General features: G+C 69.6%; 21 protein-coding genes. 17 read left to right on the top strand and 4 right to left on the bottom strand.

What is annotated here, in order from left to right; all coding sequences use genetic code 11:
• Positions 1-42: 42 nt before the first annotated feature.
• The 17 genes from AC07Y4_RS11430 to AC07Y4_RS11350 all read left to right on the top strand — a co-directional run bounded on the left by AC07Y4_RS11430 (position 43) and on the right by AC07Y4_RS11350 (position 20,067).
• Positions 43-1,200: an acyl-CoA dehydrogenase family protein gene (locus AC07Y4_RS11430; RefSeq protein WP_495274551.1), complete on the top strand. Its 1,158-nt coding sequence runs from the start codon at positions 43-45 to the stop codon at positions 1,198-1,200.
• A gap of 24 nt (positions 1,201-1,224) precedes the next feature.
• Positions 1,225-2,241: an acyl-CoA dehydrogenase family protein gene (locus AC07Y4_RS11425; protein ID WP_495274550.1), complete on the top strand. Its 1,017-nt coding sequence runs from the start codon at positions 1,225-1,227 to the stop codon at positions 2,239-2,241.
• 54 nt (positions 2,242-2,295) lie between these two features.
• A complete protein-coding gene (locus AC07Y4_RS11420) occupies positions 2,296-3,405 on the top strand; it encodes a CaiB/BaiF CoA transferase family protein (RefSeq protein WP_495274549.1) in 1,110 nt (369 codons plus the stop codon).
• A gap of 60 nt (positions 3,406-3,465) precedes the next feature.
• A complete protein-coding gene (locus AC07Y4_RS11415; protein ID WP_495274548.1) occupies positions 3,466-6,228 on the top strand; it encodes a winged helix-turn-helix domain-containing protein in 2,763 nt (920 codons plus the stop codon).
• Between the two features lie 140 nt (positions 6,229-6,368).
• A complete protein-coding gene (locus tag AC07Y4_RS11410; protein ID WP_495274547.1) occupies positions 6,369-7,307 on the top strand; it encodes an SDR family oxidoreductase in 939 nt (312 codons plus the stop codon).
• 45 nt (positions 7,308-7,352) lie between these two features.
• The gene (locus AC07Y4_RS11405) at positions 7,353-8,924 is read left to right on the top strand and encodes an acyl-CoA synthetase (protein WP_495274546.1); all 1,572 of its coding nucleotides are present in this window, start codon (positions 7,353-7,355) and stop codon (positions 8,922-8,924) included.
• Entirely contained in the window at positions 8,921-9,763 is an 843-nt protein-coding gene (locus tag AC07Y4_RS11400; protein WP_495274545.1) for an enoyl-CoA hydratase/isomerase family protein, read from the top strand. The genes AC07Y4_RS11405 and AC07Y4_RS11400 overlap by 4 nt, the downstream gene beginning before the upstream one ends.
• A gap of 19 nt (positions 9,764-9,782) precedes the next feature.
• Positions 9,783-10,970 (top strand): lipid-transfer protein, encoded by a 1,188-nt coding sequence (locus AC07Y4_RS11395; protein WP_495274544.1) that lies wholly within the window; start codon positions 9,783-9,785, stop codon positions 10,968-10,970.
• A gap of 57 nt (positions 10,971-11,027) precedes the next feature.
• The gene (locus tag AC07Y4_RS11390; RefSeq protein ID WP_495274543.1) at positions 11,028-12,029 is read left to right on the top strand and encodes a Bug family tripartite tricarboxylate transporter substrate binding protein; all 1,002 of its coding nucleotides are present in this window, start codon (positions 11,028-11,030) and stop codon (positions 12,027-12,029) included.
• 77 nt (positions 12,030-12,106) lie between these two features.
• Positions 12,107-13,078, top strand: a complete 972-nt coding sequence (locus tag AC07Y4_RS11385; protein ID WP_495274542.1) for a Bug family tripartite tricarboxylate transporter substrate binding protein — start codon at positions 12,107-12,109, stop codon at positions 13,076-13,078.
• Between the two features lie 126 nt (positions 13,079-13,204).
• Positions 13,205-14,344: an acyl-CoA dehydrogenase family protein gene (locus tag AC07Y4_RS11380; RefSeq protein WP_495274541.1), complete on the top strand. Its 1,140-nt coding sequence runs from the start codon at positions 13,205-13,207 to the stop codon at positions 14,342-14,344.
• A gap of 57 nt (positions 14,345-14,401) precedes the next feature.
• Entirely contained in the window at positions 14,402-15,589 is a 1,188-nt protein-coding gene (locus tag AC07Y4_RS11375) for a lipid-transfer protein (RefSeq protein ID WP_495274540.1), read from the top strand.
• A gap of 13 nt (positions 15,590-15,602) precedes the next feature.
• Complete coding sequence (locus AC07Y4_RS11370) at positions 15,603-16,055, top strand: MaoC family dehydratase N-terminal domain-containing protein (protein ID WP_495274539.1); 453 nt, start codon at positions 15,603-15,605, stop codon at positions 16,053-16,055.
• A gap of 4 nt (positions 16,056-16,059) precedes the next feature.
• Positions 16,060-16,479, top strand: a complete 420-nt coding sequence (locus AC07Y4_RS11365; protein ID WP_062474016.1) for a MaoC family dehydratase — start codon at positions 16,060-16,062, stop codon at positions 16,477-16,479.
• Positions 16,480-16,504: 25 nt separating this feature from the next.
• Positions 16,505-17,335, top strand: coding sequence for an SDR family NAD(P)-dependent oxidoreductase (locus tag AC07Y4_RS11360; RefSeq protein WP_492727698.1), 831 nt, complete (start codon positions 16,505-16,507; stop codon positions 17,333-17,335).
• A 25-nt stretch (positions 17,336-17,360) separates the two neighbouring features.
• Positions 17,361-19,070 carry an AMP-binding protein gene (locus AC07Y4_RS11355; protein WP_495274538.1) on the top strand — a complete coding sequence of 570 codons (1,710 nt, stop codon included), beginning with the start codon at positions 17,361-17,363 and terminating at the stop codon, positions 19,068-19,070.
• A gap of 22 nt (positions 19,071-19,092) precedes the next feature.
• On the top strand, positions 19,093-20,067 hold the full coding sequence (locus tag AC07Y4_RS11350) for a tripartite tricarboxylate transporter substrate binding protein (RefSeq protein ID WP_495274537.1): 975 nt from the start codon (positions 19,093-19,095) through the stop codon (positions 20,065-20,067).
• A 52-nt stretch (positions 20,068-20,119) separates the two neighbouring features.
• Here AC07Y4_RS11350 and AC07Y4_RS11345 read toward each other — a convergent pair whose 3' ends face one another.
• The 4 genes from AC07Y4_RS11345 to AC07Y4_RS11330 all read right to left on the bottom strand — a co-directional run bounded on the left by AC07Y4_RS11345 (position 20,120) and on the right by AC07Y4_RS11330 (position 25,052).
• Positions 20,120-20,536 carry a MaoC family dehydratase gene (locus AC07Y4_RS11345; protein WP_062482834.1) on the bottom strand — a complete coding sequence of 139 codons (417 nt, stop codon included), beginning with the start codon at positions 20,534-20,536 and terminating at the stop codon, positions 20,120-20,122.
• 19 nt (positions 20,537-20,555) lie between these two features.
• Entirely contained in the window at positions 20,556-20,996 is a 441-nt protein-coding gene (locus AC07Y4_RS11340; protein WP_354345040.1) for a MaoC family dehydratase N-terminal domain-containing protein, read from the bottom strand.
• Positions 20,997-21,033: 37 nt separating this feature from the next.
• A complete protein-coding gene (locus tag AC07Y4_RS11335; RefSeq protein WP_495274536.1) occupies positions 21,034-22,173 on the bottom strand; it encodes an acyl-CoA dehydrogenase family protein in 1,140 nt (379 codons plus the stop codon).
• 293 nt (positions 22,174-22,466) lie between these two features.
• Complete coding sequence (locus AC07Y4_RS11330) at positions 22,467-25,052, bottom strand: FtsX-like permease family protein (RefSeq protein WP_495274535.1); 2,586 nt, start codon at positions 25,050-25,052, stop codon at positions 22,467-22,469.
• Positions 25,053-25,117: the final 65 nt, after the last annotated feature.

Genomic DNA, 25,117 nt, shown 5'->3' with positions numbered 1-25,117 from the left:
GAAGCGGGCAAAACCCGATGAAGCATCTGTGAGGACACACCATTGAACACCCTGCAATCGTTTTCGCTGGTCGCGATTCCACCGGAGGACGAAGCCCTGCGCGCGCCGGTGCGCGCCTTCCTGCAGTCGGCGCTGCACGGCGTTGCGCCGGCCGTGCGGGCGCGCTCCTGGATGGGGTTCGACGCCGACTTCAGCCGCGCGCTCGGGCGCCAGGGCTGGATCGGCCTGACGCTGCCCAAGGCCTATGGCGGCGCCGGGCGCAGCAGCTTCGCGCGCTTCGTGCTGCTCGAAGAACTGCTCGCCGCGGGCGCACCCGTGTCGGCCCACTGGATCGCGGACCGGCAGACCGCGCCGCTGATCCTGCGCTACGGCAGCGAGGCGCAGCGCGCGTTCTTCGTGCCGCGCATCGCGCGCGGCGAACTCTTCACCAGCATCGGCATGAGCGAGCCCGACACCGGCTCCGACCTGGCCAGTGTCCGCTCGCGGGCCGTACCCACCGCCACCGGCTGGCGCCTGAATGGCCGCAAGATCTGGACGACCAATGCGCACCGCGCGCACTACATGTGCACGCTGGCCCGCACCTCGGGCACGTCGGAAGACCGGCACAAGGGCCTGTCGCAGTTGCTGGTTGACCTGACGCTGCCGGGCATCACCGTGCGGCCGATCCGCGATCTCAGCGGCGACGGGCATTTCTGCGAAGTGCTCTTCGAGGACGTTGAGCTGCCAGCCGATGCGCTGGTCGGCGAAGAGGGCGCGGGCTGGCAACAGGTGACGGCCGAACTGGCTTTCGAGCGCAGCGGACCCGAGCGCATCTACTCCAGCCTCGTGCTCGCCGAAGCCTGGCTCGCCGAACTGCGCCAGGGCCCGGCGCCGGCCGCCGGCGTGCAGGTCATCGCGGGGCGCATCGCCGCGCGCATGGCGGTGCTGCGCGCGATGTCTCTGGCGGTGGCGGAGCAGTTGGGCCGCGGGCTCGATCCCGCATTCGAGGCCTCGCTGGTGAAAGACCTGGGCACCGAGTTCGAACAGGCGATGCCCGGATGGATCGAGGAAGCCTTCGATGCGCCCGGCCATCCGGTGCCGTCGGCCGGCCTGCTGCAGACCCTGGCCTACGTGACGCAACTGGCGCCGAGCTTTTCCCTGCGCGGCGGCACGCGCCAGATCATGCGCGGCATCATCGCCCGCGGGCTGGGCGTTCGCTAGCAGCGCCGCACACAAGGACACATGATGGACGACACACTCCTTGACGAATTCGAACGCCCGCTGCGCGCGCTGTGCACGGACGACACCTTGCGCGCCGTCGAAGCCGGCGCGCCCACCGACGCGCTGTGGCAGGCCATCGATGCGCTCGGCTACACCGATGCACTCGTGGCGGAAGCGCAGGGCGGCGCGGGCCTGTCGCTGCGCGAGCTGTTCGCGCTCGTGTTCGCCGCCGGCAAGGCCGGGCTCGGGCTTCCCTTCGGCGAGACCGCCGTCGCGCGCGCACTGCTGGCTGCGGCGGGGCATGGCGAGCGGCGCGGCGCCGGCCCCATCGCGATCGCACCGGGTGTTCCCGGCGACGCGGGTTCCATCGTTTGCCGCGACGTGCCCGGCGGCGCGCTCGCGCAGCAGGTGCTCGCGAGCTGGCAGGGCGAATGGCTGCTGCTGTCGCGCGAGCGTGCAACGGCCACGCCGGGTGCGTGGCGCCCGCAGGCTTCAGCCACCCTGCAATGGCACACATCCGATCTCGCCGTGGTGCGCTTCGAGGCGGGCGCAGCCGATGCCGTGGCGCTTTGCAACGCACTTCACGCCGCAGGCATGGCGGGTGCCATGGCGCGCGTGCTCGAACTGGTGACCGACTACGCGCGCGACCGCAAGCAGTTCGGCCGGCCGATCGCGCAGTTCCAGGCCGTGCAGCAGGAACTCAGCGTGCTGGGCGAGCAGGCGCATTCGGCCACGCTGGCCGCCCGACTGGGATGCAGCGCTGCGGGCGTGCAACCCGATCCGTTGCTGGCGGCCACCGCGAAGCTGCGGGCCTGCGAGGCGGCGCGCAGCGTCTGCGCCATCGCGCACGCCGTGTTCGGTGCCATCGGTATCACCGAGGAGCATGTGCTCGGCCTGTACACACGCCGCCTGCATGAGTGGCGGGCCGTGCCGGGCACGGAGACGCAGTGCGCGCGCCTGTTGGGCGAGGCCCTGCTCGCGCAACCCGACGGACTGTTCGATTTCGTCCGGCTGCGCTTGTCCGCGCCGGCCCTGGCCTGAGTTTTCACCAATCTGCGTGGGCGGCAGTCGCCACGCATCGAAGGAGACAAGCGAATGGGACCCTTGCAAGGAATCAGGATCATCGAGCTCGCCGGCATCGGCCCGGGCCCCATGGCCTGCATGCTGCTGGCCGACCTGGGCGCCACGGTGCTGCGCATCGATCGCACCGAGGCGGCCGACCTGGGCGTCAAGCGCCCGGCCAAATACAACCTGCTGCTGCGCAACCGCCAATGCGCGATGCTCGATCTGAAGCAGCCCGCGGCCGTCGAACAGGTGCTGGAACTCGTGGAGAACGCCGACGTGCTGATCGAGGGGTTCAGGCCCGGCGTGGCGGAGCGCCTCGGGCTCGGTCCTGAAATCTGTCTCGCGCGCAATGCACGCCTCGTGTACGGCCGCATGACGGGCTGGGGCCAGACCGGCCCGCTCGCGCATGCGGCGGGCCATGACGTGAACTACCTCGCGCTCACCGGTGCGCTGAACGCCATCGGCCGCAAGGACCAGGCGCCTTCGATTCCCCTGGCCCTGGCCGGTGACATGGGCGGCGGCGCGCTCTACCTGGTGATGGGCGTGCTGGCGGCGCTGCTGGAAGCGCGCAGCTCCGGCCAGGGCCAGGTGGTCGATGCCGCCATCGTCGACGGCGCGGCTTCGCTGGCCACCTCCTTCTACGGTCTGCACGCCGCGGGGCTGTGGGACGAACGCCGCGGCACCAACATCCTGGACACCGGCGCGCCGTTCTACGAGGTCTACGAATGCCAGGACGGCGGATGGATCTCGGTCGGCCCGATCGAGGCGCGCTTCTATGCGCAGCTGCTGCAGAAGCTGGACCTCGATGCCGCAGCGCTCGGCGACCAGCACGACCGCGGCGCATGGGCACAGGCCAAGGTGCAGATCGCGCAGCGCTTCAAGTCGCGCACGCGGCAACAGTGGTGCGACCTGCTCGAAGGCAGCGATGTCTGCTTTGCGCCGGTGCTGTCCTTTGCCGAGGCGCCGCAGCATGCGCACATGAAGGCGCGCGGCACCTTCGTCGAGGTCGAGGGCGTGGTGCAGCCGGCCCCGGCGCCGCGCTTCAGCCGCACCGTGCCCGCCATGCCCAGGGCGCCCCAGGAACGGCCGGACGCCGACCTCTCCGCCATCGCCGCCGAATGGCGCACCGCGCGACGCTGATTTGCGCATCGGCGCTCCATACTGCGGGGAGTTTCTTCCTTCGTGTCCATGGATGAATCCTTGAACCCCAGCCTTGCGACGGTGCCGGAGCGCAGGATCGAACCGGTCGCCAGCACCAAGCTGCTTCCGCCACGTCCGTCGCGCCGGCTGGTGCCGCGCGACGCCTTGCAGGCGCGGCTGCTGGAGGCCCGGCGCCAGCGCTGCGTGGTCGTGCAGGGGCCCGCGGGCAGCGGCAAGACCAGCACGCTGGTGGCCTGGCGGCAGGCCCTGCTGGCGCTGGACTTCGATGTCGCCTGGCTCTCACTGTCCGCCGAAGACTGCGAGCCGACACGCTTCTTCGACTGCCTGCTGGCCAGCATCGGCGAAGTCGATCCCGACGCGGTGCGCGAGGCGGCGCTGCTGATGGGGCGGGACAGCGACGAGTCGGCGCTCGAGCATGCCGTGATCACCGTCGTGCAGGCCATCTCGTCGCGCTCGCGGGAGCTGGTGCTGATGCTCGACGATCTCCAGCACCTGGAGGACGCCCGCATCTTCCAGGTGCTGCAATGGCTGCTCGACTACGCACCACCGCGGCTGCACCTGGCCTTCGCTTCGCGCACCGCCTTGCCGCTGTCGTTCGCGCGGCTGCGCTCCCAGGGCCTCGTGAGCGAGTTCGACCTGCGCGACCTGCGCTTCACCGCCGAGGAAACCGAGCGCTTCCTGCGCGAGCAGCTGGCCAGCATCGACAAGCGCGACGTGCAGGTGCTGCACGAGCTCACCGATGGCTGGGTGGCCGGCCTGCAGCTGTTCGTGGTCGACATGCAGGCCAAGCGGGGCGCCCCGTATGCCCGGGTGCAGGTGCGCGACGCGCAGGCCTTCGCCAGCTACTTCGAAGGCGAGGTGCTGGCGCACCTGCCGCCCGATGAGCTGGCGCTGCTCACGCGGCTGGCCCTGTGCAACCGTTTCTGTGCCTCCCTGTGCGCCGCGTTGCTGGTGTTGCCGCACGCCGGTGCGGACATGGCGTTGCGGCTGGCACGCCTGGACAGCGAGAACCTGTTCATCAGCCAGGTCAGCAGCCACGACCGCGAGACCTGGTATCGCGTGCATCCGCTGCTGCGCGAGATCCTGCTGGCGCGCCTGGAAAGGCTGCCGGGCGAGGAACGCGGTGCGCTGCACGGCGCGGCTTGGCGCTGGTTCGAGGCGCACGGGCACTTCGACGAAGCCGTGCGCCATGCGGTGCTGGCGGGCGATGCGCACGCGGCAGCCGACATCGTGGAGGCCTGCGCGTCCGACCTGCTGGCCCGGGGCGAACTGACCTCGCTGGGCGGCCTCATGCGGCGGCTGCCGATGGCCCAGGTGCAGGCGCGCTTCGGGCTGCGGCTCGTGGCGGCCTACCTGCGCCTGTATGCGCGCGACATCGAAGCGCTGGAGGGCAGCATCTCGCAGCTGGAGGCGGAATTCGACACGCTGGACGCACTGCAGCGCCGGGGTCTCACGCTGCTGCGCGGCGGCCTGGCCCTTCAGCGCGACGACACCGAGACCCTGCTGGCGATCGCGCCGCAGCTCGAAGCCATTCCCGACGACGCACAGGCCATCTTCGCCGGGCGCAACCACCTGCTGGCCTGGATGCACATGTACCGCGATGCCTACGCCGAGGCCCGCGCGCTGCTGGAAGAGGCCGCGCAGCAGCACGGCACCTCGACCGGGCGCGGCCTGATCGCGCGCTGCCTCGCCGGCATGAGCTTCGCGCTCGAAGGCCGCATGACCGAAGCCGAACACCTGTTCCGCGCGGTACTGCAGGAGGCGCAAGGGCACGGCGCCGCCCGGATCGGCGTGGCCAGCATGGCCGCGGGCCTGCAAAGCGACGTGCTCTACGAGTGGAACGAACTCGAAGCCGCCTGCAGCCTGCTCGAACCCCGCATCGAAGTGCTGGAGCGCGCCTCGATTCCCGATGCGGTGCTGCGCGCCTTCGTCGTCCTGGCGTGCGCGCACTGGCTGGCGGGCCGGCGCCTCGAAGCGCTCGACCACCTCGATCACCTGGAGGACTACGCCGTGCGCAACAGCCTGGACCGCCTGCTCGCGCATGCGCTGGTCCTGCGCCTGCGCCTGTACCTCAAGCAAGGCGAGACCGCGCAGGCCGACCAGGTGTTCGAGCGGATCAAGGTGCTGAACGTGCGCCATGCCGATGCGGGCAAGGGCACGGCCGCCGAAACCTGGCGCATCACCGAGCGTGCGCGTGCCGACATGTGCCTGCACTGGAACGACTTCGACGGCGCCGTCGATTGCCTGAAGCCCCTCGTGGCGTGCACCGAATCGGCTGGCCGGTTGCGCATCCTGGCGGCCCTTCGGCTGCAACTGGCCATCGCGGAGTCGGGGCGCGGCAACCAGCGGCCCGCGCGTGAGCAGGCGATCGAAGCCTTGCGGCTGGGCCATCGGCTCGGTCTCGTGCGCAGCCTGCTGGACGTATCGGCGAACGTGCCGTCGCTCCTCGATGCGCTGCTGGCGGATGCGGCACTCGACCCGGTCCTTGCGTTCTATGCACGGCGGCTGCTGGAGGCGGCCGCGGCCACGCGACGCGCACGGGCGGCCGTCCGCATGGCAAAGAGCGCTGCCGCCGAGGGTGTGGCCGTCGACCTGCTCAACGAGCGCGAGCGCGAGGTGCTCGACCTCGTGGCGCAGGCCATGCCCAACAAGAAGATTGCCCGCGTGCTGGGCGTCACGCCCCACACCGTGAAGTGGCATCTGCGCAAGATCTACAGCAAGCTGGGCGTTGCCGAGCGCGACGAAGCGGTTGCGCGCATGCGCGATCTCTCGCTGGTCCGGGAAACCCCCAGGCTGCACTGAACACCGGCTAGCCATCGCGGCTAGTGGCTCGCGGCCTTCGGCTTCGCATCATCGATGCACGCGACAGCGCCTGCCGGGGGACTGCCGCTGCGGACCGTCCGGTCCGGCACATCGATCCCAGCGAAACGAAAGGAATGGAGATGCAACAGCTCTGCAAGGACCGCGTGGTCGTCATCACCGGTGCCGGCCGCGGCCTCGGCCGCGAATACGCACTGGAGTTCGCGCGCCAGGGCGCGAAGGTGGTCGTCAACGACCTGGGCGCCAGGCCCGACGGCACGGGCGCCATGAACGGCCCCGCGCAGGAAGTGGTGGCCGAGATCCGCGCGATGGGCGGCGAGGCCGTGGCCAACACCGACGACGTGTCCGACTGGGAGGGCGCCAGGCGGCTGATCGAGGCCGCGATCACCGCGTTCGGCGGGCTCGACGTGCTGGTCAACAACGCCGGCATCCTGCGCGACAAGACGCTCGTGAACATGGACATCGACGATTTCGACGCCGTGATCCGCGTCCACCTGCGCGGCACCTTCGCACCGATGCGCCATGCCGCCGCGTACTGGCGCGAAGAAGCCAAGGCCGGCCGCCCGCGCGTGGCGCGCGTGGTCAACACCAGTTCGTCGTCGGGCCTGTACGGCATCGTCGGGCAGACCAACTATGGCGCGGCCAAGGCCGGCATCGCCAACATGACCATCGTGGCGTCGCGCGAGCTGGAGCGCTATGGCGCGACGGTCAATGCGATCTACCCGACCGCGATGAGCCGCCTCACGGAAGACCTGTTCAAGAGCGGCCAGCTCAACCCCAAGGCGCCGGCCGGCGTCGCCGGGTTCGACCCGCTGGACGCGGCGAACGTGGCGCCGCTGGTCGTCTGGCTGGGCAGCGTGCATTCCAGCGCCGTCACCGGCCGGGTGTTCGGCGCCAAGGGCGGGCGCATCACGGTGGCCGAAGGGTGGCGTGCCGGTCCTCACGTGCAGAAGGACAGCCGCTGGACTGTCGCCGAGCTGGGCGAGGTGCTGCCCGGCCTCGTCGCGCGCGCGGCGCCGAATGCCGACCTGAGCGGCCAGCTGAATGCGTCGAACGCCTGACATGAAGAAGGACTGCGGACACCGGTCCGCGCGAGGAGGCACCGCATGAAAACGGCGAACTACCTTGGAGACTTTGCGGCCCTGACGCCGGACAAGCCCGCCGTCATCAACGGCAGCAGCGGCGAGCGCCTCAGCTACCGCGAACTGGACGAACGCTCCAACCGGCTCGCACAGGTGCTGTACGCGCAGGGCCTGCGCCGCGGCGATTGCATCGCGATGCTGCTGGAGAACCACATGCGCTGCTTCGAGGTGGCCTGGGCGGCCTTTCGCTCGGGGCTGCTGCTGACGGCGGTCAACCGGTTCCTGACGGCGGGGGAGGTGGCCTACATCGTGGAGGACAGCGGTGCGCAGGTGCTGATCTCCTCGGTCGCGATGGCCGGTGTCGCGGCCGAGCTGGCCGGCACCACGCCGCACTGCGCGCGGCGGCTGATGATCGACGGCGTCATTCCCGGGTGGGAGTCCTACGAGCAGGCCGTGGCCGGCGCGCCGGCGCAGCGGCTGGCCGAGGAGTGGGTGGGCGGCACGCTGCTGTACAGCTCCGGCACGACTGGCCGGCCCAAGGGCATCGTGCGCGCGGCGGCCCGTGCGCGCTTCGACGACGACGTGGCCGACCCGCGCCTGATGATGATGCACCGGTACAAGTTCGACGCCGATTCGGTCTACCTGTCCACGGCGCCGCTGTACCACGCGGCCCCGCTGTCCTATGCGACCAACACGCACTTCTTCGGCGGCACCGTGGTGTTCATGCCCAAGTTCGATGCGGTCGAGTCGCTGGCACTGATCGAGCGTTACCGCGTCACCCACAGCCAGTGGGTGCCGACCATGTTCATCCGGTTGCTGAAGCTGCCGGACGCATCCCGCGAAGCCTTCGACCTGTCCAGCCACCGCGTGGCCATCCATGCCGCGGCGCCGTGCCCTGCCGAGGTCAAGCGCCGCATGATCGACTGGTGGGGCCCGATCGTGGTGGAGTACTACGGCGGCAGCGAGGGCAACGGCCTCACCTCCATCGACAGCCGCGAAGCACTCGCGCACCCCGGCTCGGTGGGCCGTGCCGTGCTGGGCGTGCTGCGCATCTGCGACGACGACGGCAATGAGCTTCCGGCGGGCCAGGACGGGCTGATCTATTTCGAGCGCGACAAGCTGCCCTTTCACTATCACCGCGACCCCGGCAAGACCCGCGCGGCCCAGCATCCACGGCACCCGAACTGGACCGCGATCGGCGACATCGGCCACCTGGACGCGGACGGCTATCTGTACCTGACCGACCGGCTCTTCTACATGATCATTTCGGGCGGGGTGAACATCTACCCGCAGGCCATCGAGGATGCGCTGGCCCTGCATCCCAGCGTGCAGGACGCCGCCGTGATCGGCGTGCCCGACCCCGAGATGGGCGAGGCCGTGAAGGCCGTCATCGAGCCCGCGCCCGGCGTGGCGCCCACGCCGGCATTGGCCGAAGCGCTCATCGCCTTCCTGCGCGGCAAGGTCGCGAGCTACATGCTGCCGCGCTCGGTGGACTTCATCGACGAGATGCCGCGCCTTCCCACCGGAAAACTCTACAAGCGCGCGCTGCGCGAGCGCTATGCCAAGCCTGAACTGAACCAGGAACCACAGACATGAACGACACCACCGAAACCCTGCGCGCGTCGCAGTTGTGCATCGAGGGCGGCATCGCCGAACTCAGTCATCAGCGCCCGGCGCTGCGCAATGCGCTGTCGACCGAACTGCAGATGGACTATGTCGACGTGATCGCGCGCGTCGAGAGCGACCGCGAGATCCGCGTGCTGCTGATCACCGGCTCGGGCGGCAGCTTCTCGGCCGGCGGCGACGTCAAGTTCATGCGCGAACGGCTGACCGACCCGAACGTGGCGACGGCGGACTACATGCGCAGCCGGCTGCGCAAGGCGCACCAGTGGCTGACCCGCCTGCGCGAACTGGAGGTGCCGGTGGTTGCCGCGGTCGACGGGCCGGCCTACGGCGCGGGCTTCGGCCTGGCCCTGCAGGCCGACTTCGTGCTCGCATCGACGCGTGCGGTGTTCTGCGCCTCGTTCGCGCGCCTGGGTGCCGTGCCCGACTTCGGCCTGCTGCACACGCTGCCGCGCATCGTGGGCCTGTCCCGCGCGAAGGAGCTCATGCTGACGGCGCGCCGCCTGGGGGCCGAGGAGGCGCAGGCCTGGGGTCTCGTGCATGCGGTCCATGCGGACGATGCGCTGCAGGCCGAGGCGAGGGCGTTTGCGCAGCGCCTGTGCGCAGGCCCGCGCGAGGCGGCCGGCATGACCAAGAACCTGGTCAACCGAAGTTTCGAGACCGACTGCGCCGCGATGTTCACGGCCGAGGCCAGCGCGCAGGCCGTGGCCATGCAGACGCCTTATCACGCCCAGGCCGTGGCCGACTTCGCGCGCGACGGCGCCTTCCGCTACGACTGGGACCGCATGGCGGCCGGGCGGTCCACCTCCTGAATCGCGAAGGAACAACCGCATGACTGACAACGTTTTGGTCGCCGGCGTCGGCATGGTGCCTTTCACCAAGCCCGGCGCAGGCCCCAACTACCTGGAGATGGGCAGCGATGCCGTGCGCCTGGCGTTGGCTGACGCCGGCATCGGCTACGGCCAGTTGCAGATGGCCTTCGCGGGCTATGTCTATGGCGACACCAGTTGCGGGCAGGGCGTGCTGTACCGCGTGGGCCGCACGGCCCTTCCGGTGTTCAACGTCAACAACGCCTGCGCCACCGGCTCCAGCGCCCTCTACCTGGCACGCGCCGCGGTGCAGAGCGGACAGGTCGAGTGCGCGCTGGCACTGGGTTTCGAGCAGATGCAGCCGGGGGCCACGCGCTCCAACTTCCCGGATCGCCCGATCCCGCGCGGCGACGTGCTGCCGATCCAGGACGCGCTGTGCGGCGATGCCGGCGAGATTCCGCGTAACCTGGTGACCTTCGGCGGCGCCGGCCGCGAGCACATGCGCCAGTACGGCACGCGGATGTCCACCTTCGCCGCGATCCGCGCCAAGGCCAGTCGCCATGCGGCGAACAACCCGCTGGCGCTGTTCAGGAAGGTCGTGACGACCGAAGACGTCATGAACGACCAGGTCATGTGGGACGGCGTGATGACCCGCATGATGGCCTGCCCGCCCACCTGCGGCGCGGCTGCAGCGGTCGTCTGCTCGCCCGCGTTCGCGCGGCGGCACGGCCTGCGCACCGACGTCGCGATCCTGGCGCAGGCCATGGTCACGGACCCGCAGGAGTCCTTCGAGCCGCCGACCATGAAAGGCTTCGTCGGCAGCTACATGGCGCAGCGCGCTTCGCGCGCGGTCTACGAACAGGCCGGCGTCGATCCGCGGGACATCCCGGTGGTCGAACTGCACGACTGCTTCGCTCACAACGAACTGCTGAGCTACGAATCGCTGGGCCTGTGCCCCGAAGGCGGTGCCGAGCAGTTCGTGCTGGACGGCGACAACACCTACGGCGGCCGTGTCGTCACCAATCCGTCCGGCGGCCTGCTGTGCAAGGGCCATCCACTGGGCGCCACCGGCCTCGCGCAGTGCTACGAGCTGACGCACCAATTGCGCGGCACCGCGGACAAGCGCCAGGTCGAGGGTGCGCGGCTGGCGCTGCAGCACAACCTGGGCCTGGGCGGCGCTTGCGTGGTCACGCTGTACGGCAGGCATTGAGTTTTTCAGACGGTTCTCGTCGTTGCGGCTTTCCGACTTTCACCAGGAGACAAGACCATGTTCACGCACTCGCAAGATGCCACCACCCTGCACCGGCGGGTCCTGCGGCTCAGCCTGTGGGGGGCCTTGCTGGGCCTTGCCGCATCGGCGACGGCGCAGCCCGCGGCCTACCCCGACCGGCCGGTGCGCATCGTGTCGGTCAGCGGCGCGGGCACCGGGGTCGACGACTTCACCCGGCTGGCCGCCAAGTACCTCAGCGACAAGACCGGCAAGTCGTTCTATGTGGAGAACCGGCCCGGCGCCAACAGCATCCTGGCGTCGGACCACGTGGCCAAGGCGGCGCCCGACGGCTACACGCTGCTGCTGGCGGTGGCCAGCGCCGTGGCTGCCAACCCCTACATGTTCAAGAGCCTGCCCTACGACGCGAACAAGGACCTGATGCCGATCGCGCGCATGTCCGTGGTCCCCATCGTGGTGACGGTGCCGGCCACGTCGCCGTACCGCAGCCTGGACGCCTTGCTGGCGGCCGCGCGTGCCCATCCCGGAAAGCTCAGCTATGGCACCAGCACATCGGGCTACAAGGTCATGACCGCGGCGATCAACGGCCTGGCGAAGGTCCAGGCGCTGGACGTGCCCTACAAGAGTTCGTCGGGCATGCTGCCCGACCTGCTCGCCGGCACCATCGACTACGCGATGCTGGAGGTGTCGCAGGCCGTGCCGCAGGTCGAAGGCGGCAAGCTCCGGGCACTGGCGGTGTCGAGCCCGGTGCGCGTTGCGGCGCTGCCCGATGTGCCCACGCTGGGCGAACTGGGCCTGGGTGATGCCACGTTGACGAGCTGGCTGGGCCTGTTCGCGCCGGCCGGCACGCCGCGGCCCATCGTGGACAAGCTCTCGCTGCTGGCCGTGGAGTTCGTCGCGTCGCCTGAAGCCCAGGCGCATTTCGCGCGGCGCGGCACGGCGGCCTACCCGGCGGCCTCGGCTGAGTTCACGAAGGCCATCCGCGAAGACCAGGCGCGCTGGAAGCACTACATCACGACCACGGGCCTTCAGCCGGAGTAGCGCGCCGGCGGCCCTTTCGCGTTCGACCTGTCCGTCCTGCCATCTGTCCGGACCGTGCGTCCGGCGAGGAACCCGCCATGCACCGCATCCAGACCTTCGTGCTCGCCGCCGCCCTGGCGTGCAGCGCTCCGGGCTTCGCCCAGGGCTTTCCGACCCGTTCCATCACCATGGTCGTGCCCGCGCCGGCCGGCGGCGCGTCGGATGCCATTGCACGGTCGCTGGCCGACGCGATGGGCAAGGCGCTGGGGCAGGTCATCGTCGTCGACAACAAGCCCGGCGCGTCGGGCATGCTGGCCACGCAGCTTGTCGCGCGTGCGCCCGCCGATGGCTACACGCTGCTGGTGACGCACACCACGCCCATCTACTACGCGCACCACACGTTCTCGAAGGTGCCCTACGACGTGCGTCGGGACCTCGCCTTCGTGACGCACATCTGCGATGCGAGCCTGGTGCTGGCGGTGCACAAGGATGTGCCTGCCAGGAACATGACGGAGTTCATTGCATGGGCCAGGTCCAACAAGGGCAAGGTCAGCTACGGCTCCTATGGGGTGGGCTCGTCCGGGCACCTGATGAGTTCCTACCTTGGCGAATCACGGCAGCTCGGCATGTCGCATGTGCCCTACAAGGGCGAGGCGCCCATGATCCAGGACCTCATCGGCGGCCACATCCCCTGGGCCTTCGCCACGGCCGGCTCCCTGTCGCCGCACTTCGCGAGCGGCCAGCTGCGGCCGCTGGCCGTGGTGGGCGAGCAGCGGCTCGACGACCTGCCGGGCGTGCCGACGCTGATCGAGGCTGGCTTTCGCGACCCGGAGTTCAAGATCATCGGCGGGCTGACCATGATGGTGGCCGCAGGCACGCCGCCGCCCGCGCTCGCCCGCCTGGAGAAGGAGGCGCGGGCGGCCATTCAAACCGTGCAGCTCAAGGCGCGGTTCCAGGTCTTCGGCCTGATCGGCGTTGGCAACAGCGCCAAGGAGGCGCGCGAGGGCTTCGAAGCCAGCGGGCCGGTCATCGAGAAGCTCGTGCGGATCTCCGGGGCAAAGATGGACTGAATGGGCGCGCCGACTCGCCATTACGGCTAGTGAATTCTGCGCGGCGAGTGGCGATCATGAACCCCAAGGCGACCGGTTTCCCCAACGCCGAAGTTCCATCAACAGACGCATCGAGAGGAGCTCCCAGTGGATGTGAATCGCACGGTCTTTCGTGAAGACCACGAAATGCTCAGGCCCAGCGCACAGCGCTTCTTTGAACGCGAGTGCGTGCCGCGCCAGGCGGCGTGGGACCAGGCCGGCCGGATCGACCGCGAGACCTGGCTCAAGGCCGGCCGCGAAGGCCTGCTGTGCGTGACGGTGCCGACCGAATACGGCGGCGGTGGCGGCGACTTCGGCCATGCGGCGGTGGTGCTCGAAGAGGTGCACCGCGCGGGTGTGTCGGGCGCGGGGTTCTCGCTGCACTCCGACATCATTGCGCCGTACATCGTGCGCCTGGGCACCGAAGCGCAGAAGCAGAAGTGGCTGCCCGGCATCTGCCGCGGCGAGCAGATCCTGGCGGTGGGCATCACCGAGCCGGGCGGCGGCTCCGACGTGAAGGCGATCCGCACCACCGCCGTGCGCGACGGTGACGACTACGTCATCAACGGCAGCAAGATCTTCATCAGCAACGGCCTGAGCTGCGACATGGTGCTGCTGGTGTGCAAGACCGATCCGGCCGCCGGCGCCAAGGGCGTGAGCCTGATCATGGTCGAGGCCGACCGCGCAGGCTTTCGCCGCGGCCGCAAGCTCGACAAGGTGGGCCAGCCCGCGGCCGACACCGCCGAACTGTTCTTCGACAACGTGCGCGTTCCCGTGGCCAATCGCCTGGGCGAAGAGAACCAGGGCTTCGCCTACCTCATGCAGGAGCTGGCGCAGGAGCGCCTGATCATCGCCCTGTATGCCGCTGTTGCGCTGGAGCGCCTGCTCGGCCTCACGCTCGAGTACGTGAAGGACCGCCGCGCCTTCAACCAGACCGTGTGGGACTTCCAGAACACGAAGTTCAAGCTGGCCGACGTCAAGGCGCAGTCGGTGGCCGTGCGCACGATGGTCGACTACTACCTGGGCGAACACCTGCGCCGCAAGCTCAGCGTGCAGGAGGCCGCCATCGCCAAGATGTACGCCACCGAGGCGCTGTGGAAGTGCCTGGACGACATGGTGCAGCTGCACGGCGGCTACGGCTACATGCTGGAGTACCCCATCGCACGCGCCTTCACCGACTACCGCGTCTCGCGCGTGGTGGGCGGCGCCAACGAGGTCATGCGCGACCTCATCGCACGCAAGCTGTAGGCACTGCGCTTCCTACGACTTTCCTTCCTTCTTCCCCCTTACTGAACTGGAGAAACCATGAGTGAAAAAGTCCTGGTCGGCGGTGTCGGCATGATCCCGTTTGCCAAGCCCGGTGCGAGCCCGAGCTATACCGACATGGGCGCCGATGCGGTGCGCCGCGCGCTGGCCGATGCCGGCATCGGCTACGAGCTGGTGCAGCAGGCGTACGTGGGCTACGTGTACGGCGACTCGACCTGCGGGCAGACGGCGCTGTATGAAGTCGGGCTCACCGGTATTCCGGTCGTCAACGTCAACAACAACTGCTCGACCGGCTCGACCGCGCTGTACCTGGCGCGCCAGGCCGTGGCGCTGGGCGACGCCGACTGCGTGCTGGCACTGGGCTTCGAGCAGATGCAGGCCGGCGCGCTCAAATCGCACTGGGACGACCGGCCCCGCACGCGGGCCCGCGTCTCGCACATCGTGAGCGACCTCACGGCCGACGTGCCCGAGCTGCCGCAGGCCCTGCGCACCTTCGGCGGCGCGGGCCGCGAGCACATGCAGAAGTACGGCACGAAGATGCAGACCTTCGCCGCCATCCGCGCCAAGGCCAGCCGGCATGCTGCCGCCAATCCGCTGGCCATCTTCAGGAACGTGCTCAGCACCGAGGACGTGATGAACGACAAGGTGATGTGGCCCGGCGTGATGACGCGCCTGATGGCCTGCCCGCCGACCTGCGGCGCGGCCGCCGCGCTGATCGTGTCCGAGAAGTTCGCGAAGAAGCATGGCCTGCGCAGCGACGTGCAGATCCTTGCGCAGGCGATGACCACCGACCCGGTCGCCTCCTTCGATCCGCCCTCGATGATCAGCTACGCCGGTTTCCACATGGCGCAGGCGGCGGCGAACAAGGTCTACGAGAAGGCTGGCGTCGACCCCGCGGACATCCGCGTCTGCGAGCTGCACGACTGCTTTGCCCAGAACGAACTGCTGACCTACGAAGCGCTGGGCCTGTGCCCGGTGGGCGGGGGCGAGAAGTTCGTCGAGGACGGCGACAACACCTACGGCGGGCGGGTGGTGACCAATCCGTCGGGAGGCCTGTTGTCCAAGGGCCATCCGCTGGGCGCAACGGGTCTCGCGCAGTGCTACGAGCTGACGCACCAGCTGCGCGGCACGGCCGACCAGCGGCAGGTGGACGGCGTGACGCTCGCGCTGCAGCACAACCTGGGTCTGGGCGGCGCCTGCGTGGTGACGCTGTACGGCCGCAACTGAGCGGGGAGGCGACATGCTCGACCGCAACCTCATCGGCCACGCCCTCGGCAAGCGCAGCCTCACCGTCGAAGAGGGCGCTGTGCGCTCGTATGCGCAGGCCATCGGCGAGACCGATGCGACCTACCTCGATGCGTCCGCGGCACGCGACGCCGGCCACCGCGCGCTGCGCGTGCCGCCCACCTTCCTGTCGTGCCTGGAAGGCCGGCTGTTCCAGACGCGCGCGCTGCTGGACCTGGCCCGCATCGACCTCAAGCGCCTGCTGCATGCGGAGCAAAGCTACGAATACCACGCGCAGGCCTATGCCGGCGACGTCCTCAGCTACGAGCCGAAGATCGTCGACGTCTACGAAAAGAAGGGCGGCGCGCTGGAGTTCCTGGTGAAGCAGACCCGCGTGACCAACCAGGACGGCGTGCACATCGCCGACCTGCGCACGGCCCTCGTGCAACGCCAGCTTGCGGAGGCATGACCACATGACGACCCCGGCACTGAAAGACCTGCAGGTGGGCGACAGCATTCCCGCGCTGCAGCTGCCCGCGATCTCCCGCACCACGCTGGCGCTGTATGCCGGCGCCTCGGGCGACCACAACCCGATTCACATCGACATCGACTTCGCCCGCAATGCCGGCCTGGACGACGTGTTCGCGCACGGCATGTTGTCGGCCGCCTACGTGGGACGACTGGTCACGAACTGGGCGGGGCAGGAGCGGCTGCGGCGCCTGCATGTGCGCTTCACCGGCATCACGCAGGTGCACGACGTGCCGCTGTGCACCGGCCGCGTGACCGAGCGCTTCGAGCACGAAGGCGAGCCGCGCCTGCGTGTCGAAGTGCAGTGCGCCAACCAGAACGGCGACGTGAAGATCCTCGGCGAAGCCGTGGTGGCCGCCCTTTGAAATTCATCCACAGGAGAAAGCAAGCATGAACAGAAATCTCGAAGGCAAAGTGGCCATGGTCACCGGCGCAGGACGCGGCATCGGCCGGTGCATCGCGCTGAAGCTCGCCCATGAAGGCGCCAAGGTGGTGGTCAACGACCTCGACGCCGCACCGGCCGAAGAGGTGGTGGCCGAGATCCGCGCCGCCGGCGGCCAAGCCGTTGCGTTCGCCAGCAGCGTGACCGCGCCGGACTTCGGCACCAGCTTCGTCAAGGCGACGCTCGACGCCTTCGGCGCCATCGACATCATCGTCAACAACGCCGGCTACACCTGGGACAACGTGATCCAGAAGATGAGCGACGAGCAGTGGGACGCGATCCTGGACTGCCACCTGAAGGCGCCGTTCCAGGTGCTGCGCGCCGCGCAGCCGTACTTCCGCGAAGTGAGCAAGGCCGAGGCCGAGAACGGCAAGGAGGTGTTTCGCAAGGTGGTGAACATCTCCTCGATCTCGGGCACGCAGGGCAGCACGGGCCAGGTCAACTACTCGGCCGCCAAGGCGGGCCTCGTGGGCATGACCAAGACGCTGGCCAAGGAATGGGGCCGCATGAAGGTCAACGTGAACTGCGTGGCCTTCGGCTTCATCGCGACCCGGCTCACGCAGCCCGTGAAGGAAGCCAAGACGATCCAGATCGAGGGCAAGGAAATCCGCATCGGCGTGCGCCCCGAGACCATCGAGCGCGCCAGCAGCGAGATTCCGCTGGGCCGCCCCGGCACGCCCGAGGAAGCGGCGGGCTCGGTCTACATGTTCTGCATTCCGGAGTCGAACTACGTCACCGGCCAGACGCTGATCTGCGGCGGCGGGCGCGGCGGTTTCTAGCCAGGCACGCCTCAAGGCAGCTTTCATGGCACGGTTGACCCGCCACTACGCACACTGGCCCGCCAGCGTTCCGCAGACGCTGGAAGTGGCCGATCGCAACCTGTTCAGCCACCTCGCCAGAAGCGCCGAGGCCGCGCCGGACAAGGTCGCGATCTCCTACTACGGACGCTCGACCAGCTACCGCAGCCTGCATGCGGATGCACTGGCGCTGGCCGGCTACCTGCAGCAGCGGCTGGGCGTGCGGCGCGGCGACCGCGTGATGCTGCTGATGCAGAACTGCCCGCAGTTCGTCATCGCCTACTACGCGGTGCTGCGGTGCGATGCCGTGGTGGTGGCGATGAACGCCATGAGCACCGCCGAGGAGGTCGCCTACTACGCCAGTGATTCCGGCGCGCGGGTGCTGATCGCCACGCAGGACATGATGGACAGGGCGCAGTCCCTGCTCGACGACAACCGCCTGGACGGCTGCGTGGTCGGCGCGGTCTCTGAGTTCGCCGGACCGCCGGAGGCGGTGCCCTTCCTCGAGATCCCCGAGTTCGTGCGCGAAGCGCGGCGGCCGTTGGCCGGCCCCGGGCTGCACACGTTCTCCGGCGCGCTCGCGGCAGGCATCGCGCCGACCCCGATGCAGGGCGGGGGCGGCGACCTTGCCGTGGTGGCCTACACCTCGGGCACCACCGGCAAGCCCAAGGGCGCCATGCTGACGCACCGCAACTTTGCCCATGCATCGCTGCAGCGCGTGCAGTGGCTGTCGGAGCAGGCCGACCAGTCCGAGCTGCTGGTGCTGCCGGCCAGCCACCTGGCCGGCATGAACGTGATGAACCTGGCGATCTACGTCGGGCGCACCGTCGTGCTGCTGTCGCGCTGGGATGGCGACGCGGTGGTCGAGCTGATCGAGCGGCTGCGCCTGTACGCCTGGTGCGCCGTCACGCCGATGCTGGCCGAGGTGTTCTCGCGGCCCGACATTGCGCAGCGCGACCTGTCGTCGCTGCGGCGCCTCTATGGCGGCGCCACGGCCATGCCCGAGGCGCTGATCCGCAAGATCGAGGAACGGCTGGGGCTGTCCTTCATCGAAAGCTACGGCCTCACGGAAGCCTGCGGCGCCTCGCACATCAACCCGCCCCATGCGGCGCGGCGCCAGTGCGCGGGCGTGCCGCACATCAACTGCGATGCCCGCGTGATCGATCCGGATTCGGGCGCGGAACTGGGGCCCGCGCACCCCGGGGAAATCGTGATCCATGCGCCGACCCTGTTCGAGGGCTACTGGAACCAGCCGGAGGCCACGGCGGCGGCGACCATCGAGATCGACGGCAAGCGCTTCCTGCGCAGCGGCGACATCGGCCATCACGACGAGGACGGCTATTTCTATGTCACCGACCGGCTCAAGCGAATGATCAACGCGGCGGGCCTGAAGATCTGGCCCGCCGAGATCGAGACCTCGCTGTACGGCCATCCGGCGGTGCAGGAGGCCTGCGTGATCTCGGCCTTCGATGCGCGCCGCGGCGAGACCGTCAAGGCCTTCGTCGTGCTGCGTCCGGCGGCGCGCGGCACGCTGGCGCCGGAGGCGGTGACGGAATGGGCGCGCACCCGCCTGTCGGCCTACAAGGTTCCGCGCCTGGTCGAGTTCGTCGAGGCCCTGCCCAAGACCGCGACCGGAAAGATCCTGTGGCGCGAGATGCAGGCGCAGCAGGACGCGAACGACCAGGCCGCGCGCGCTGCCGCACTCGCGCTCACGTGAAGACCCTCCAAGGAGACAAGACATGAAAAAGAAGATCGGTGCCGCATGGCTGGCCCTGGCCCTGGCCGTTCCTGCGCTCTCGCAGGCCCAGTCCGACGAAGGCTATCCATCCCGCGCGGTGCGCTTCATCGTGCCCATCGGGCCCGGCAGCAGCGGCGACACGCTCACGCGGCTGATGGCGGAGCAGTTCAGGGCCGTCTCGGGGCAGGCGACCTTCGTCGAGAACCGGCCCGGCGCCGATCTTGTCGTGGGCACGCAGAACCTGCTGGGCGCGCCGGCGGACGGCCATTCGGTGGTACTCGTGAGCAACAGCACCATGGTGATCAATCCGCTGGTCATCAAGGACCTGCCCTACAAGGTGGAAGACCTGACGCCGATGCTCGACCTGGTGCGCATTCCGGCTGTGCTGGTGACATCGCCCGACTCGCGGTTCAAGACGCTGGGCGATCTGCTCGACGCGGCCCGCAAGGCGCCGGGGTCGGTCAGCATCGGTGTCTACGGCAACTCGTACCGGCTGGGTGCGCTGGACCTCGCGCGCCGGGCGGGCGTGAAGTTCAATGCCATTCCCTACAAGGGCGCCTCGCAGGCCATCGCCGACGTGATCGGCGGGGTGGCCGACGCGGCGCTGACCGACGTCGGCGGTGCGGCGCCGCTGATCGCCTCGGGCAAGGTGCGCGGGCTGGGCGTGTCCTCGGGCAAGCGCCACGCGTTGATGCCGGGAGTGCCCACCGTGCAGGAAGGTGGCGTGGCCGACTACACGCTCTTCACCTTCATCGGCTTTGCGATCCGTGCCAAGACGCCGGCGCCGATTGCCGGCAAGTTCGAGGCACTGATGGTGCGCGCGGCCGCAGACCCCGCGTTCCGCGAGCAGGTGGTGCGCATCAGCGGTGGGGAGTTCGCCGGCACGGGGCGGGAGCCGTTCAGCGCCATGATCGCCAGCGAATCGGTGCGCACGCGCGAACTGGTCAAGCTGGCCGGGCCGAATTTCATGCAGTGATCGATCGCGCGGTCCCCGGCGCCGTGGCACCGGGGACCACGTTCGGGCCGGGTCAGCGCGCGATGACTGCGTCGCCCAGGATCTTCACCTCGCCGTCCTGGTTGGTGGTGCGGATCTCCACCTTCACCCGCTCCTCGCCGCCGGCCTCGAACTTCTCGATGACCTCGCCCGTGCAGGTGATGGCATGGCCCAGGTGCGTGATGCCGGCGAAGCGCGCGTTGAACTGGCGCACCTTGCGCTGGTCGACCCACTGCGTCAGCAGGCGGCCCAGGTAGGCCATCGACAGCATGCCGTGCGCGAACACGTCGGGCATGCCGCCGCGCTGCGCGAAGTCCAAGTCGATATGCATCGGGTTGTGGTCGTTCGATGCGCCGGCAAAAAGCGCCAGGGTCGTGCGGTTGATCGGGGCGAGCGCCAGCGGCGGCAGGGTGTCGCCGGGTTCGAGGGCGTCGAAATTCAGGGTCTTCATCGGGTGCTCCTTGTGTTGTTCAGCCATTGCGGTGCACCAGCACCTTGCGGATGTCGGCCACGTGCTCCGAGCGCTGGTTGGTGACGCGGGTTTCCATGACGACGAACTCGAGCGCGCCGCCTTTCTTCTCGTAGACGTCGGTGACCCGGCTGTCGAAGTGCAGCGTGTCGCCCGCATGGGCCATGCGCCGGTAGGTGAAGGACTGCTCGCCGTGCAGCACGCGCGCCAATTCGATGCCGGCCTCTTCGCGCCAGTTGCTCGGCGGACGCGCGAGTTCCAGCGAGAACAGGAAGGTGGGCGGCAGCGGCAAGGTGGGGTGGCCGGCATCGCGCGCGGCGGACTCGTCGAAGTAGACCGGATCGGTCTCGCCGATGGCCTTGGCGAAGAAGCGCAGCTGCCCGGCTTCGGCGGTGATGGCAAAGGGCGGGAAAGCCATGCCGATGATGTTCCTGTCGATCATGAAGATGCTCCTTGTTTGAGGTGCCGGCTTGCCCGGCCTACAGCTTGCGCGAGATCAGGTCGCGCATCACTTCGCTGGTGCCGCCGTAGATGCGGCTCACGCGCATGTCGACGAAGGCGCGTGCGATGGGGTACTCCAGCATGTAGCCGTAGCCGCCGTGCAGCTGCACCATGTCGTCGATGCACTTCCACAGCGTCTCGGTGGCGAACAGCTTGGCGATGGCGGTTTCTTCCACCGTGAGGCGCCGGCTCATGTGGGCCGCGAGGTAGTGGTCGACCATCGTGCGCAGTGCCACCGACTGGGCCTTGATGTCGGCCAGCTTGAACTTCGTGTTCTGGAAATCCCACACCGTCTGGTCGAAGGCGCGGCGGTCCTTCACGTAGTCGAGGGTCTGCTGGAGCAGCCGCTCGAGCTTGGTCGCGGCGCTGACGGCGATCATGAAACGCTCCTGCGGCAGCTCCTGCATCAGGTAGGCGAAGCCCTTGCCTTCGTCGCCCAGCCGGTTGGCCACCGGCACGCGGATGTTGTCGAAGAACAGCTCGGCCGTGTCCTGGGCGCGCATGCCGACCTTGTCGAGCTTGCGGCCGCGGCGAAAGCCGGGGCGGTCCGTCTCGACCACGACCAGGCTCACGCCCTTGGCGCCAGCGGCCGGGTCGGTCTTGCACACCACGACCACCAGGTCGCTGAGGAAGCCGTTGCTGATGAAGGTCTTGGTGCCGTTGATGAGGTAGTCGTCGCCGTCGCGCACGGCGGTGGTGCGCAGCGATTTCACGTCCGAGCCGCCGCCCGGTTCGGTGATGGCCACCGCCAGGATCTGCTCGCCGCGGCAGATGCCCGGCAGCCACTTCTGCTTTTGCGCCTCGGTGCCCAGGCGGTGGATGTAGGGCGCCACGATGTCCGAATGCAGCCCGATCGACAGGCCGCCGACACCGGCGTGCGCAATCTCCTCGGCAATGATGGCCGCGTGGCCGAAGTCGCCGCCACCGCCGCCGTATTCGGTGGGCAGCGTGGTGCACAGCAGGCCCTCGCGGCCGGCCTTTAGCCAGACCTCGCGGCTGACCTGGCCGTCGCGGTCCCACTCGGCCTGGTGCGGCACGCACTCGCGTTCGAGAAAGCGGCGCACCGTGGTGCGGAATGTCTCGTGGTCCTCACGATAGACGCTGCGTTCGACCTGCATGTCGCGATCTCCTTGGGTGACGGAACGGAGCGATCCGCCGGAGGCGTCATGGCGAAATCCGTTCCCTCGGTGATCGTCGTGCGACGCAGGGCCGGACGCACTAGCCGCGATGGCTAGGGCGTGTTCGCGCGATCAAGGGCCGTGGCCGGGCGCGTTGCGACCGACGAACCGGCCCGCAAGGGAGCCAACGGCCAGTGGCAGGCCTTTGGCGACACTGATCACCTGGCCACCGAAGACCTGGCGCCCGGCTGGCGAGAAGGAGACCGTGGAACGGGTCCGGCGGATGTCGGGCGCTACCAGTCCTCTTTCACCGCCAGCACCACATCGCGCCCCGCCGCGGCGCGCCCCGCCATCCACGCCGTGAACGTGCCGGCCGCCACCACGGCCGCGCACAGCGCCAGCAGTCGCACCCAGGGCACCAGCAGGTCCATGCTCCAGTGGAAGCTCTGCGGGTTCACCACCTTCACCAGCACCACCGACACGGCCAGCCCGAGCAGCAGCCCGGCCACCGCGCCGATGGCCGTCCAGGCCGCGCCTTCGCCGGCCACCACGGCCAGCACCTGCCGCCGCGTGAAGCCCAGGTGCGCGAGCAGGCCGAACTCCTTGCGCCGCGCCAGCACCTGCGCGCTGAAGCTGGCCGCGATGCCGAACAGGCCGATGGCGATGGCCACGGCCTGCAGCCAGTAGGTGACGGCAAAGCTGCGGTCGAAGATGCGCAGCGAGGTGGCGCGGATCTGGCCGACTGACGCAAGCTCGACCGCGCCGTCGCGTGAGGTGCGCGAGGCGAGTGCGCGCACAGCCGCTTGCACTTCTGTTTCGGACGCACCGGGCGCGAGCCACAGCGCGACGTCGCTCACGTCGTGCTCGCCGGTGATGCGCTCGAAGTCGCGCGCGTCCATCGCAATCGCGCCGAACTGCCGCGCGTAGTCGCGCCACACGCCGGCCACGAAGAACACCTGCGGCGTCGCCGTGCGCATCGCATCGGACAGCGGCGAAAACGCCGTGCCCGGCTTCGCGCCATACAGCTCGACCATCGGCTCGCTCACGTAGATGCCGGTCTGCCCGGGTGGCACCGGCAGCGCCTCGCCCACCAGCGGCAGGCCGCGCACCACGCCGCCTTCGAGGCTGCGCGCGATCAGCGTCACGGCGGGCTGCGCCGGGTCGAGCTGCAGCGACTGCGTGCGCAGCGTGCCGGTGCGCGCCACGCCGGGCAGCTGCGCCAGCGCCTGCACGAAGGCCGGCGCGAAGGTCGCGGTGTCGGTGCTGCTGGTGCCGCCGCTGTTGCCGCTGCCGCGCCCGCCCGAGGTGGCGCGCACGTACAGGTCGGCCGGTAGCACCACGTCCAGCCAGTGCGTGACCGACTCGCGAAAGCTCGCGACCATCACCGTGAGCGCCACCGCCAGGCTCAGGCTTGCGACCACGCCGCTCACCGCCACGGCCGCCGTGCCGCGCATGCGGCGCGCGCGCTCGATGGCGAGCATCGGCAGCACGCGCCGCGCGAACAGCGGCGCCACGCGGTCGTACAGCAGCGCGATGAGCCAGGGCAGGGCGGTGATGCCGCCCACCAGCAGGCAGGCCACCGACAGGTACGCCGCCACCGGAATGCCGCCGATGGCCGGCAGGTTGGCCAGCGCCGCGCCCGCGCCGATGAGCCCGAGCGCGAGCCAGTGGTGGCGGCCCTGCGCGGGCGCCGCGCCCAGGCCCTTGAGCGTCTGCGCCTCGGGCAGCGCCTGCGCGGCGCGCGCGGGCCACCAGCCGCCCACCAGCGCGGCCACCACGCCGAGCCCGCCGTACAGCAGCGCGGCGCCACTGCTCCAGTGCAGCCGGGGCGCCACGCCTTCGAAGTAGCCGCCGCCCAGGTCGCCACCCAGCACGCGCAGCGCGAAGGCCGCGAGCGCGGTGCCCAGCGCCAGGCCGGCCGCGCTGCCGATCAGCCCGAGCACCAGCGATTCGGCCAGCACCAGCCGCAGCCGTCCGCGCGGCGTGAGGCCCAGCACGCCGAGCAGCGCGAACTGCTGCGCGCGCTTGGCCACGCTGAGCGCGAGCACCGAGAACACCAGGAACGCGCCCGTGAACAACGCCACCAGCGCCAGCACCGTGAGGTTGACGCGGTAGGCGCGCGACAGGTTGCTCACGCGCTCGGCCGCATCGCCCGGCTCGGCGAACTTCAGGCCCGCGGGCCAATCGGGCGACCTCTCGAGCGCGGCCACGAAGGCCGCGCGGTCGGTGCCCGGCGCCAGCCGCAGGTCGATGCGGCTCAACTGGCCGAGCGGGCCGAACAGCTCCTGCGCGACCGCGATGTCCATCACCGCCAGCGCTGCGCCGCCGGCCGTCACATGGCCAGAGACTGCGAGGCGCTGCCACGCGGCGCCGCTACGCAGCTGCAGGCTCTCACCGGTCGCGGGCTGCAGCGGCAGCTGCAGCGCCTGGCGCGCCGCCGCGTTGAGGAACACATGGCCGGGCGCGAACAGCGCGAAGCGGTCGGCGCCCGCCGCCGACTGCGGCATCAGCGCGGGCGCGATGGTGGGCAGCGCGAGCGCATCGACGCCGATCACGCGCAGCGGCACCTGGCGCCCGTCGTGGGCCAGGGCCAGGGCCTGGAACTCGAGCACCGGGCTCGCCAGCGCCACCTCGGGCCGGCGCGCGAGCCGGCCGAACACGGCCTCGTCGAAGCTGCCCTGCGCGGCGCGCACCTCGAGGTCGGGCTGGCCGTTCACCGAGCGCACCGCGCTGGAGAACTCGTCCAGCGCCGAGGCGTTGATGAGCTGCACCGAAAACGCCAGCGCCACGCCCAGCATCACGGCCAGCACGGCCGCCGCGTTGCGCCAGGGGTGGTGGCGCAGTTCCTGCCAGGAGAAAGTCGAAAGCAATGCACGCATGGGGTCATTGTGGCCGCCGTGGCAGGATGGCGTCTGTTCGACGATGACGACTTCACGCCCGAGGA

The organism is Variovorax sp. GW460-12-1-14-LB1 (assembly GCF_059423605.1).
This window is presented reverse-complemented; position numbering and strand designations above follow the sequence as displayed.

Bases quoted from the DNA above. Each gene is read 5' to 3' on its own strand.
- AC07Y4_RS11330 (WP_495274535.1), bottom strand. From the start codon at position 25,052: ATGCGTGCATTGCTTTCGACTTTCTCCTGGCAGGAACTGCGCCACCAC.
- AC07Y4_RS11365 (WP_062474016.1), top strand. From the start codon at position 16,060: ATGACGACCCCGGCACTGAAAGACCTGCAGGTGGGCGACAGCATTCCC.
- AC07Y4_RS11425 (WP_495274550.1), top strand. From the start codon at position 1,225: ATGGACGACACACTCCTTGACGAATTCGAACGCCCGCTGCGCGCGCTG.
- AC07Y4_RS11340 (WP_354345040.1), bottom strand. From the start codon at position 20,996: ATGATCGACAGGAACATCATCGGCATGGCTTTCCCGCCCTTTGCCATC.
- AC07Y4_RS11350 (WP_495274537.1), top strand. From the start codon at position 19,093: ATGAAAAAGAAGATCGGTGCCGCATGGCTGGCCCTGGCCCTGGCCGTT.
- AC07Y4_RS11360 (WP_492727698.1), top strand. From the start codon at position 16,505: ATGAACAGAAATCTCGAAGGCAAAGTGGCCATGGTCACCGGCGCAGGA.
- AC07Y4_RS11370 (WP_495274539.1), top strand. From the start codon at position 15,603: ATGCTCGACCGCAACCTCATCGGCCACGCCCTCGGCAAGCGCAGCCTC.
- AC07Y4_RS11405 (WP_495274546.1), top strand. From the start codon at position 7,353: ATGAAAACGGCGAACTACCTTGGAGACTTTGCGGCCCTGACGCCGGAC.
- AC07Y4_RS11385 (WP_495274542.1), top strand. From the start codon at position 12,107: ATGCACCGCATCCAGACCTTCGTGCTCGCCGCCGCCCTGGCGTGCAGC.
- AC07Y4_RS11355 (WP_495274538.1), top strand. From the start codon at position 17,361: ATGGCACGGTTGACCCGCCACTACGCACACTGGCCCGCCAGCGTTCCG.
- AC07Y4_RS11390 (WP_495274543.1), top strand. From the start codon at position 11,028: ATGTTCACGCACTCGCAAGATGCCACCACCCTGCACCGGCGGGTCCTG.
- AC07Y4_RS11395 (WP_495274544.1), top strand. From the start codon at position 9,783: ATGACTGACAACGTTTTGGTCGCCGGCGTCGGCATGGTGCCTTTCACC.
- AC07Y4_RS11335 (WP_495274536.1), bottom strand. From the start codon at position 22,173: ATGCAGGTCGAACGCAGCGTCTATCGTGAGGACCACGAGACATTCCGC.
- AC07Y4_RS11345 (WP_062482834.1), bottom strand. From the start codon at position 20,536: ATGAAGACCCTGAATTTCGACGCCCTCGAACCCGGCGACACCCTGCCG.
- AC07Y4_RS11375 (WP_495274540.1), top strand. From the start codon at position 14,402: ATGAGTGAAAAAGTCCTGGTCGGCGGTGTCGGCATGATCCCGTTTGCC.
- AC07Y4_RS11420 (WP_495274549.1), top strand. From the start codon at position 2,296: ATGGGACCCTTGCAAGGAATCAGGATCATCGAGCTCGCCGGCATCGGC.
- AC07Y4_RS11410 (WP_495274547.1), top strand. From the start codon at position 6,369: ATGCAACAGCTCTGCAAGGACCGCGTGGTCGTCATCACCGGTGCCGGC.
- AC07Y4_RS11400 (WP_495274545.1), top strand. From the start codon at position 8,921: ATGAACGACACCACCGAAACCCTGCGCGCGTCGCAGTTGTGCATCGAG.